Source organism: Geminisphaera colitermitum TAV2, from assembly GCF_000171235.2.
GTDB classification, from domain to species: Bacteria; Verrucomicrobiota; Verrucomicrobiia; order Opitutales; family Opitutaceae; genus Geminisphaera; species Geminisphaera colitermitum.
This window is the reverse complement of the sequence record NZ_ABEA03000213.1, coordinates 1-9,457: the sequence shown is the minus strand read 5'-3', so window position 1 is coordinate 9,457 and position 9,457 is coordinate 1. Positions and strand designations below refer to the sequence as shown.

10 protein-coding genes are annotated in these 9,457 nt (G+C 62.9%); 7 read left to right on the top strand and 3 right to left on the bottom strand.

Annotation, left to right across the window (positions count from 1 at the left end):
- Both OBACDRAFT_RS24135 and OBACDRAFT_RS24130 read right to left on the bottom strand, forming a co-directional pair.
- Positions 1 to 194 (bottom strand): hypothetical protein (locus OBACDRAFT_RS24135; protein WP_043589690.1); only part of this gene is annotated, 194 nt, incomplete at its 3' end.
- A gap of 80 nt (positions 195 to 274) precedes the next feature.
- On the bottom strand, positions 275 to 1,534 hold the full coding sequence (locus OBACDRAFT_RS24130) for an alpha/beta hydrolase family protein (RefSeq protein ID WP_157837275.1): 1,260 nt from the start codon (positions 1,532 to 1,534) through the stop codon (positions 275 to 277).
- Positions 1,535 to 1,703: 169 nt separating this feature from the next.
- Between OBACDRAFT_RS24130 and OBACDRAFT_RS24125 the strand changes: the two genes are divergently transcribed.
- The 3 genes from OBACDRAFT_RS24125 to OBACDRAFT_RS24115 all read left to right on the top strand — a co-directional run bounded on the left by OBACDRAFT_RS24125 (position 1,704) and on the right by OBACDRAFT_RS24115 (position 3,155).
- Positions 1,704 to 1,940 (top strand): DUF433 domain-containing protein, encoded by a 237-nt coding sequence (locus OBACDRAFT_RS24125; protein ID WP_043589697.1) that lies wholly within the window; start codon positions 1,704 to 1,706, stop codon positions 1,938 to 1,940.
- Positions 1,937 to 2,266, top strand: a complete 330-nt coding sequence (locus OBACDRAFT_RS24120) for a DUF5615 family PIN-like protein (protein ID WP_043589688.1) — start codon at positions 1,937 to 1,939, stop codon at positions 2,264 to 2,266. The genes OBACDRAFT_RS24125 and OBACDRAFT_RS24120 overlap by 4 nt, the downstream gene beginning before the upstream one ends.
- Before the next feature lie 73 nt (positions 2,267 to 2,339).
- Positions 2,340 to 3,155, top strand: a complete 816-nt coding sequence (locus tag OBACDRAFT_RS24115; protein ID WP_043589686.1) for a helix-turn-helix transcriptional regulator — start codon at positions 2,340 to 2,342, stop codon at positions 3,153 to 3,155.
- Between the two features lie 131 nt (positions 3,156 to 3,286).
- Here the strand turns inward: OBACDRAFT_RS24115 and OBACDRAFT_RS24110 are convergent, their stop codons facing one another.
- Positions 3,287 to 4,432, bottom strand: a complete 1,146-nt coding sequence (locus OBACDRAFT_RS24110) for a LacI family DNA-binding transcriptional regulator (RefSeq protein ID WP_232767751.1) — start codon at positions 4,430 to 4,432, stop codon at positions 3,287 to 3,289.
- A gap of 78 nt (positions 4,433 to 4,510) precedes the next feature.
- On the opposite strand from OBACDRAFT_RS24110, the gene OBACDRAFT_RS24105 reads away from it, so the two are divergent.
- From OBACDRAFT_RS24105 to OBACDRAFT_RS24090, 4 genes are all read left to right on the top strand, one after another.
- Complete coding sequence (locus tag OBACDRAFT_RS24105) at positions 4,511 to 6,214, top strand: FGGY-family carbohydrate kinase (RefSeq protein ID WP_043589684.1); 1,704 nt, start codon at positions 4,511 to 4,513, stop codon at positions 6,212 to 6,214.
- Positions 6,215 to 6,372: 158 nt separating this feature from the next.
- Positions 6,373 to 7,506: a PfkB family carbohydrate kinase gene (locus OBACDRAFT_RS24100; protein WP_043589682.1), complete on the top strand. Its 1,134-nt coding sequence runs from the start codon at positions 6,373 to 6,375 to the stop codon at positions 7,504 to 7,506.
- A 45-nt stretch (positions 7,507 to 7,551) separates the two neighbouring features.
- Positions 7,552 to 8,256: a dTMP kinase gene (gene tmk, locus OBACDRAFT_RS24095; protein ID WP_052362519.1), complete on the top strand. Its 705-nt coding sequence runs from the start codon at positions 7,552 to 7,554 to the stop codon at positions 8,254 to 8,256.
- A gap of 131 nt (positions 8,257 to 8,387) precedes the next feature.
- Positions 8,388 to 9,398, top strand: coding sequence for a DNA polymerase III subunit gamma/tau (locus OBACDRAFT_RS24090; protein ID WP_043589681.1), 1,011 nt, complete (start codon positions 8,388 to 8,390; stop codon positions 9,396 to 9,398).
- Positions 9,399 to 9,457: the final 59 nt, after the last annotated feature.

The window sequence follows — 9,457 nt, the reverse complement described above, 5'->3', positions numbered from 1 at the left end:
ATTTGTCCGTTGATCCAGACTTGGTAATAGGACTCGGCAGTGATGCGCAGGCGGGCGTCGCCTGTGGTCTGGATTTCGCGGAGGAGGGGAGGGGGGAGGGAAAATTCGCGGCGAGCGAGGAGGTTGTATTGTTCGATTTTTCCGGGTGCGGTGTCGTCCCAGATCCAGCGGGCGGTGGTGTTGAAGGGTGTCATTGGTTAGAGAGGAGTTGGTTGGGTGTCGGTGCGTTCGTAGTGTTCTCCGCTGGTGATGCAGCCAAGGGTGTCATGGAGATTCAGATACCAAGCGGTGGCGTCGTGCGGGATGGGTGCGGTGGCGGTGTTGGTTGTCGTTGTGATGGTGGCGGGTGTGGTTTGCCAATGGCGGGCGGGCCAGGGACCGGTGTCGGTGGTGTAAACGAGTTCGGCGCGAACAACGGGCGCGGCGGCGGGGGCTTGCCAGCGGAGGGTGGTGGGGGTTTGCGAGAGGAGTGGGGGGGGGGGGGGCGGTCGCGGAGGATGGCGTTGGCGTAGCGGGTGATTTCGATCGGGTCGCCAGCGGGTGGGTGATCGTGCGACATGCGGATTTTGAGGGTGCGTGTGATGGGGCGTCCGGTGGTGGCGGCGAGGCGAATGGTTTTGCGCCAGGAGTCGGGGCGGAAGTGTTTGTCGTTGGTTCCGTTGACAAAGAGGAATGGGGTGCGGGCGGCGGGAGTGGCGGTGGAGGGGAGTCCGAGGTACTGGCTGGGGTCCCAGAGGCTGATCCAGCGAGCGATGGTTTCGGGCGGAAGTTTTTGGAATTCGGTTTCGAGCCAGAATGAGTTTTCACCGAGGTAAGCGCATCCGTAAACGGGCGCGGCAAATTTGAAGCGGGGGTCGAGTGTGGCGGCGATTTCTGTGAGGATGCCGCCCCAGGAAATGCCGGTGATGCCGGTGCCTTGGGGGTCAACAGAGGGGTGCGCCAAGAGGAGGCTGTGGGCGCGGATGATGGCAGCGATGGCGTGGGTGGGCCATTGGTCTTGGATGGGGTCGAGGGCGCGGGCAAAGCCGCCTCCAGAAAAGGGTGCGCCGGAGTGCGGGTGGCGTTTGGTTTTGAGGTGCATGCCGTCGGCTGTCGTTGGCATGGCGCCGCAGGTGTCGAGGGCGATGGCGGCGTAGCCTCGGGAGTTCCAAAGTTTCACCCAGTCGCGGTAGGCGGTGCCGCCTCCGCCGTGGACGAGAACAATGGCGGGGTGTTTGGTCGCGAGGCGGGAGGGGGGGGGGGGAGGGGAGGGGATGCCGAGCCAGGCGAAGACGCGCGTGGGGTTTCCGTTGTAGGGAATGTTGTCGAAGAAGAGCGGTGTAATGTTGTTGTCCGTGCTGGTGGAGATGAGCGCGGGGTCTTCGACGGGATATGTTGTCGGTGGCGTGAGAAGTTCGGCGATGTTCCAGTGCCGGGGTAATTGGGTCGGAGGCGTGGGCGATGGGAAGAGCTTGATGGATTCGGCCAGAGTAGTTGAAACCACGATACAGAGGCAGGTAGAAAGAAGTGCCGCAGTCTTGGCGAAAGGGTTCATAAGGAAGTGCGTGGGCATCTTAGTAGAACGAGGGGGTTTGAACAATTGGCGTAAGTCGCCAAAAGTGGTATGAAATCAACATCTGCGGGAGGCGGCATAATGATCAAAATCGGACTGATTGGCACCAAACCGGCTCGCAAAAGCGCACAAAATGTCCATGGTATCCGCCATGAGCAAAAACTACCTGGACCGAATCACATTGGAGTCCGGCAAATGTGGCGGGCGTCCCTGCATTCGCGGTTACCGTCTGCGAGTCAAGGACGTGCTCGATCTGCTGGCAGCCGGGGCCACCGAGCGGGAAATCCTGGAAGACTATGAGTTCCTCGAACCCGAGGACATCCGGGCCTGCCTGCAATACGCCTCCGCTCAGGCCGATCATAGCATCATCCGCCTGCAACCCGCATGAGATTCCTGGTCGATACCCAGTTGCCCAAGGCATTGGCGCGCCGGTTGCGGGAAGCCGGCCATGAGGCCGAGCATGTGTTGGAGTTGGCGATGGGCCAAAGCCCGGACAACGACTTGTGGCAATATGCTGCCGCCCGGCAGGAAGTGATCGTGAGCAAGGACGAGGATTTTGCCGATTGGGTGCGGGCGGGGAGGCCGGGGCCGTCCGTTGTGTGGCTGCGCATTGGCAACTGCACCAACGCGGAGTTGATGGAGTGGTTGTTGCCGAACTGGCCTCTGGTGGTGGAGGCATTGAAACGCGGTGAACGTCTGGTCGAGGTCTTGTGAAAGGCCGTGCATGGCTGAACGATATGGAACCGGGACTAGCGGGCGGGGGGACTTCCAAGGTTTAACGTGCATCATGAACCCCAAGTTGTTCCGCTCCGCCTCCCACCCCATCCCCTTGACCCATCCGCCGTCGATCCTGCGCATGTCGGGACGACGCACGCATGGACGGCACGGGGCGGAACGTTACCGGCTCGACCGATTTTGGTGCCTCAATCTGTTCCAAGGTGAAGGCGAAGTGCGCATTGATGGTGACGTGTATCCGTTTCGCCATGGCTACGCGGGGATCACCTGGTCGGATGCGGATTTGGTTTATACGTTTCGAAAACCAACCGTCAAAACGTGGGCTCATTTCATCCCGGCGTCAGAGTCAAAAGAGGAAGCGGACGGACGCGCCGTGGACATTCCGATTATGCAGGACTTGGGCAGGGAATTCGAGCCGCTGCGGGCGGAGTTGCAGGCGGTATCATCGCTTTACCGGGCGCAGCCGGAGCGGGCCGTGGCGCGGCTTTGGGATATCTTGTGGCAGCTAGTGCCGGGGCCATCGTCGGGGGGCGGAAAGGGTGGAAATTACCAGCATCCCATCGTGGCGCGGGCCATGGATGAAATCGACATGCACCTGGCGGAATCCATCGAAGTCGAGGCGCTCGCAGGGGAACTTAACGTCTCGCAAACGCACCTCAACCGCCTGTTCAAATCAGCGGTCGGCACAACCGTGGGCGACTACATCCGCGGTCGGCGCATGGAGTCGGCGCTGCACCTGCTGCGGCACACCACGATGTCGATTAAGCAGATCGCGTGGCAGGTGGGCATCCCGGATGCGCAACATTTCAACAAGGCCGTGCGGCGGCAGTTCGGTCAGGCGCCGAGCGCCCTGCGACAAGTCTATTGAACAGAGGGTAACAAAGGTAACGAAGAAGAATTAACTACAGAGACACGAAGACACAGAGAATCACAGGTTGGCTTGGCAGTCTTAGGCTCGATCTTTGTGTCTCCGTGTCTCTGTGGTTAATTCTTCGCCCTTCATTTTCCATGTCCGGTCGAGCCGCGCAGGTTTTCCAACAGGGCGGCGTGGATCGTTTCGGGCGGGGAGTCTGGGGTGGTGAGCGACTTGATGAGCTGGCGGCTGGCGAGTTCCGCCAATTCTGTATGTGAAACTCCAATACATGACAACGGCGGATCGAAAAACGGCGCCACTTGATAATCACCCACGCCGATCACCGCGACATTGCGCGGGATTGCCAGCCCGTGCTCACGCAACGCCTGATACGCGCCCATCGCCAGCGCGTCCGACACCGCGTAGAGTCCGTCGCAACATCCGCCGCCCCCCCCCCCCCCTTGCCGTCGCTTGTCATCTTTCCCCTCGCCGTTCAACCAGGCGCGCATCGCCTCGTAGCCGCCGGCCTCGGAGAGTTTGTCCGCGACGATTTCCGCCGGCGCGCGCCCCGTGAGTTCCTGCGCGCGACGGATAAACGTGTTCACACGGTTCTGCGTAATTTGCGTCAGCGGGCTGCCATGCAGCACTGCGAGGTGCGACCGCTTCCTTTGCGCAAACACCTCGGCGGGACGCAGGCCGCAGTCGTCCGGCTCCACGACCGACGAATAACCGGGCACCAGCCGGTTGACCAGCACGGCAGGGTAGGGGAGGTGGGAGCGCGCCAGAAACACGTCGTCCTCCGGCACCGTGTTGAGGATGATTGCGGCATTAAAATGGTCGCCCGTCAGGATGCCCGGCATCTCGCGCAGGCGGCCGGCGGTGAACATCTCGATCATCACCGAGCACGTGTAGTCCGACTGCGCGAACCGGCTCGCCTCCACCTCGCGGCGCAGCGCGATGATGAAGCGGTCGATCAACGGAATCGGCGCCTCGAAGCTCGTAATCAACGCCAGCAAAATCGTATTTTTCGCCCCCGCGCCGCCGCGCAGTTTGCGCGCCCCGATGTTGGGCAGGTAGCCGAGTTGCGCCGCCGCCTTGCGGATCGCCTGCGCCGTCTCGTGCGTGATGCGGCGCTCCAGATGACGGTTGTTCAACACGCTCGAAACCGACCCGAGCGACACCCCGGCCAGTGCCGCGATGTCCTTCAACCCCGCGCGTCCCCCCCCCCCCCCGCCGCTCCTTGCGTCACTGGCGGGCTTGCTAAATTCATCACTCATTTCCTTGCGCTTCATTGCTAAACTATTTTCCGGATTTTAGCAGATCGACAACACCTATTTTATTTCAAAGGTCGCCGGATTATCCAAAAAACCATGACCACTCCTCTCTTTCTCGGCATCGACGTCGGCACCGGCAGCGCCCGCGCCGGGCTGTTTACCGAAACGGGCAAAATGCTCGCCTCCGCCAGCTGCGCCATCCGCATGTGGAAACCGCAGCCCGACTTCGTCGAGCAGTCCTCCGATGACATTTGGGAGGCGTGCTGCACCGCCACCCGCGAGGCGCTTGCCAAGGCCGGAGCCGCGCCCGCGCAAGTGCGCGGTATCGGGTTTGACGCTACATGTTCGCTCGTCGCCGTCGATGCCGCCGGGCGTCCCGTGTCCGTCAGCCCCACGGGCGAGGATGCGCAAAACGTCATCGTCTGGATGGACCACCGCGCCATCAGGCAGACGGAAAAAATCAACGCCACCCGCCATCCCGTGCTGCGTTACGTCGGGGGCGTCATCTCGCCCGAGATGCAGACGCCCAAACTCCTCTGGCTAAAACAAAATCTCCCCGAAACCTGGCGACGTGCAGCGCGCTTTTTCGACCTGCCCGATTTCCTCACGTATCGGGCAACCGGAGACGACACTCGCTCGCTGTGCTCGGTGGTTTGCAAGTGGACCTACCTCGGCCATCGCGGACTCGACGGCGCGGGTTGGGACGCGAGTTATTTCCAGAAAATCGGACTCGGCGACCTCGCCGCGGAAAACTTTTTGCGCGTCGGCTCGCGCGTCCGTCCCATGGGCGAACCCGTCGGGCGCGGACTCACCGGGCGCGCCGCCCGCGAACTCGGCCTCGCACCCGGCACACCCGTCGGCGTCTCCATCATCGACGCCCACGCCGGCGGCATCGGCATGCTCGGCGCGCCGCTTGGCACCGGTAGCCAGAAAACAACTACAAAGAAAACAGCGGCACCCACACCGCGCGAACTCGGCACGCGCCTCGCACTTATTGGCGGCACCTCCTCGTGCCACATGGGCGTGTCGCCCGAACCGCGTTTCATCAAAGGCATCTGGGGCCCGTATTTTTCGGCCATGATTCCCGGCCTCTGGCTCACCGAAGGCGGACAATCGGCAACCGGTGCGCTCATCGACCACGTCATCTTTTCGCACGCCGCTGCCGCCGATCTGAAAGCGGATGCGCAGAAACAGGGGCGCACCATTTACGAATTACTCAACGAGCGCCTCGCCGCGCTTGCCGCCGTCGCGCAGGCTGCGGGCGATATTGCGCATCCCGCCGAATTGACGCGCGACCTGCATGTGCAGCCCGATTTTCACGGCAACCGTTCTCCGCGCGCCAATCCCACGCTGCGCGGCGTCATCAGCGGACTCACCCTCTCCGCCACCGCCGACGACCTTGCGCTCCAGTATCTCGCCGCCATCCAAGCCGTGGCTTACGGCACGCGCCACATTATCGAGGAGATGAACAAAAAAGGCTACGCCATCACCACGCTCTTCGTGTGCGGCGGCGGCACCAAGAACCCCGTGTTCCTGCGCGAGCACGCCGACATCACCGGTTGCAAACTTGTGCTGCCCGCGGAGCCCGAGGCCGTGCTGCTCGGCTCGGCGGTTCTCGGCGCGGCGGCCTCCGGCGCGCATCCCTCGCTCGTGGCGGCAATGAGTGCCATGAACGCCGCCGGCCAGACCATCGCCCCGGCGCGCGGCAAAATCGCGGCGTATCACGAACGCAAATACGCCGTCTTTCACCGCCTGCACCGCGATTTCCTGGCGTGCCGGGCTCTGATGGCCGGACGCTGATGGCCGGTTGAAGCGCGAGGCGGAACATCAGACGTTCCGCCTCCCCGCTCCTTCCCCCCCCCCCCCCCCCGGACTCCACCGTGACACCGGCGCGCTAATTCTAGTTGCCGGTCCTTGTGCCGCCCTTTTGGTTGGGCATTCGTATTTCCCAACCCGCCATGTCCTTTCAACAACGCGTCCTACAGGAACTCTCCGCCGCCCGCGAGCGCATCAAAGGCAAAAACGTCGTCGTCGGCCTCGATGGTTTCGTTGACACCATCGTCACCCCCGTGGCCCAGCGCACCGGGCAGGGCGACGCCTTCACCGCCATCGAGACCATCACCGAGTTTGGCCAGCGCGTGCTCAGCGCCGCCGGCAAAAGCACCAACATCGAGTTTTATCCCCGCATGGAAAAACTCGGCGGCAACGGCCCCATCATGGCCAACGCCCTCCTGGCTGCCGGTTCGGCGCTCACCTACATCGGCGCGATCGGCAAGGACAACAACGTCCACCCCATCTTCGCCGACATGGCCGCCCGCTCCCGTCGCACCATCACGCTCTGCGAGCCCGCCGCCACCACTGCGGTCGAGTTTCATGACGGCAAACTCATGCTCGGCCAGATGAAGAGCCTCGACGAAATCACCTATCCCCGCCTTCTCGACGCGCTCGGCGAAGACGGCCTGATAAAACTCCTCGCCACCGCCGACCTCGTGGCCCTCGTCAACTGGACCATGATCCCCAACATGACCGGCGTGTTCAAAGGCATTGCCGACCACATCCTCCCGCGCCTCCCCGCCGCCGCCGCCCGCCGCATCTTCTTCTTCGACCTCGCCGATCCGGAAAAACGCTCCGTCCACGACCTCCTTGACGCCCTTGAAATCATCGGACGCTTCGAACAGCACGGCTCCGTCACCCTCGGCCTCAACTTCAAAGAAGCCCAGCAAGTTTACGCCGCGCTCGGCCTCGGCCTCAGCGAAAGCGACGACGGCAACGACGAAAAAGCCCTTCGCCACATGGCCTCTGCGATCCGGCAAAAACTCGCCCTCTCCACCGTGGTCGTCCACCCCCGCGCCTCCGCCGCCTGCGCCACCTCCGAAGGCGACTACTGGCTCCCCGGCCCCTTCTGCGAAAAACCCCTCATCACGACCGGCGCTGGCGACCACTTCAACGCCGGCTTCAGCACCGGCCAGCTCCTCGGACTCAGCCCCGAAGCCTGCCTCGGCATCGGCGTCTGCACCTCCGGCCACTACGTTCGCAGCGCGCACAGCCCCAGCCTCGCCGACCTCGAAACATTCCTCGCCCGCTGGCGTTAAATCGCCCATATCTCCCTCCAATCAGCAACAAAACCCACACACGACGTGCCACTCAAAAAACACAAACCAACCGGCAAACTCATCTCCCTCGAAGGACCCGAAGGCTGCGGCAAGTCCACGCAGATCGCCCGCCTCGCCAAACACATCCAACTCCTTGGGCGTGACGTCTTTTGCACCCGCGAGCCCGGAGGCACCGAGATCGGAGAACAAGTCCGCAACATCATCGTCCACAACTCAAAAGGCGACGAGATGTGCGCCGAGACCGAGCTTCTTCTCTTCGCCGCTTCCCGCGCCCAACTCGTGCGCGAAGTCATCGCCCCCCGCCTCCTCCGCGGCGAGATCGTCCTCAGCGACCGCTTCCTCGACTCCTCGACCGTTTACCAAGGCGTGGCCCGCAACCTCGCCATGGACCCGGTCAACCTCATCAACCAATTTGCGGTCGGCAACGTCATGCCCGACCTCACCATCATCCTCGACGTTCCCCCCGAAGTCAGCCTCGCCCGCATCAACCGCCGCGCCTCCGACCTCCCCGACCGCATGGAACGCGAGAACATCGACTTCTATCACAAAGTCCGCGAAGGCTACCTCTTTCTGGCCAAAAGCCTCCCCCGCGCCTTCCTCGTCCTCGACGGCACCCAAACCGAGGACGAAGTCGCCAAGCACATCTGGGATGAAGTTCTCAAGCTCATCACCAAAACGGAAACCGTCGAACCCAAGCCCACTGACTTTTTAACCACTAATGGACACTAATGGGCACTAATCCCATCGTGTTTAAAAAGACTCACGCAGAGCCGCAGAGAGACGCGGAGAATACCGTTTTTCCAAGTGCTATTCTCTGCGCCTCTGCGTCTCTGCGTGAGACAAAATAAACAGTTCCACCGATGTCGCACGTCCCCCTTCCCTGGCCCTCCGCCGTTGACGGCACCCCTGCCGTCGCGGTCATCGAACGCGCCATCGACCGACGCCGCCTCTCGCACAGCCTCCTCATCACCGGTCCCGACCACGAACTCCTTGCTTCTGTCGCCTACACCCTTTCCGACCGACTCCTCAATCCACCCACCCACCCCGCCGCCGCCCGCCGCCCCATCCACGCCGACACCGGCAGCCACCCCGACCTCTTCGAACTCCGCCCCGCCGGCAAGATGCGCCAGATCGGTGCCGAGGCCACCCGCGAACTCATAGGTAAAACCCAAGTCTCCTCCACCGCCGCCCCCTGCAAAGTCGCCATCATCCACGAATGCGACCGCATGCACGTCTCCGCCGCCAACATCTTCCTCAAAACCCTCGAAGAACCCCCCGCCAACACCACGCTCCTCCTCCTCACGACCCGCCCCTACGCCCTTCTCCCCACCATCCGCAGCCGCTGCCTCAACTTCCGCTTCCCCGACCCCGGCCAGCACACTCCGCCCGACGGCTGGGAAGCCTGGCGGCAGGACTACCACGCCTGGCTCGCCAAACTCACCGGCGGCGCAGCCGCCACCGGCAAAAAAGCAGTGGCCGACGCCCTCCTCGGAGTTTACGGCCTCACTGCGCGCTTTGGTGCCATCCTCGACTTCGCCACCGCCGACCTCTGGAAAAAAGAAAAAGCCCACCTCCCCGAAGACCTCAAGGAAGAGGAACGCGAAGCCATCGAAACCGGCCTCTCCAAAGGCCTGCGCGCCCGGCTCTTTACCGACATCGAGCAAACCACGACCACCTTCGCCCGCGAAGCCCTCTTGACGAACGGCGACACCACCATGCGCCGCTCCATCACCGAAGCCATCGCGCAACTCGAACACCAGGTCGGCCTGCTCAACCTCAATCTCGACGAATCCGCCGCCTTGGAAAGTTTTCTCCTGCAATCCCTCCGCATCTGGACCCGTCCCGGCAAACCGGCGACTCCCCGCGCCTGACCGACCCCAAAACGGTCGGATCAGCAGTGAACAGCGCCCTCCCTCCCCCCCCCGCCCCG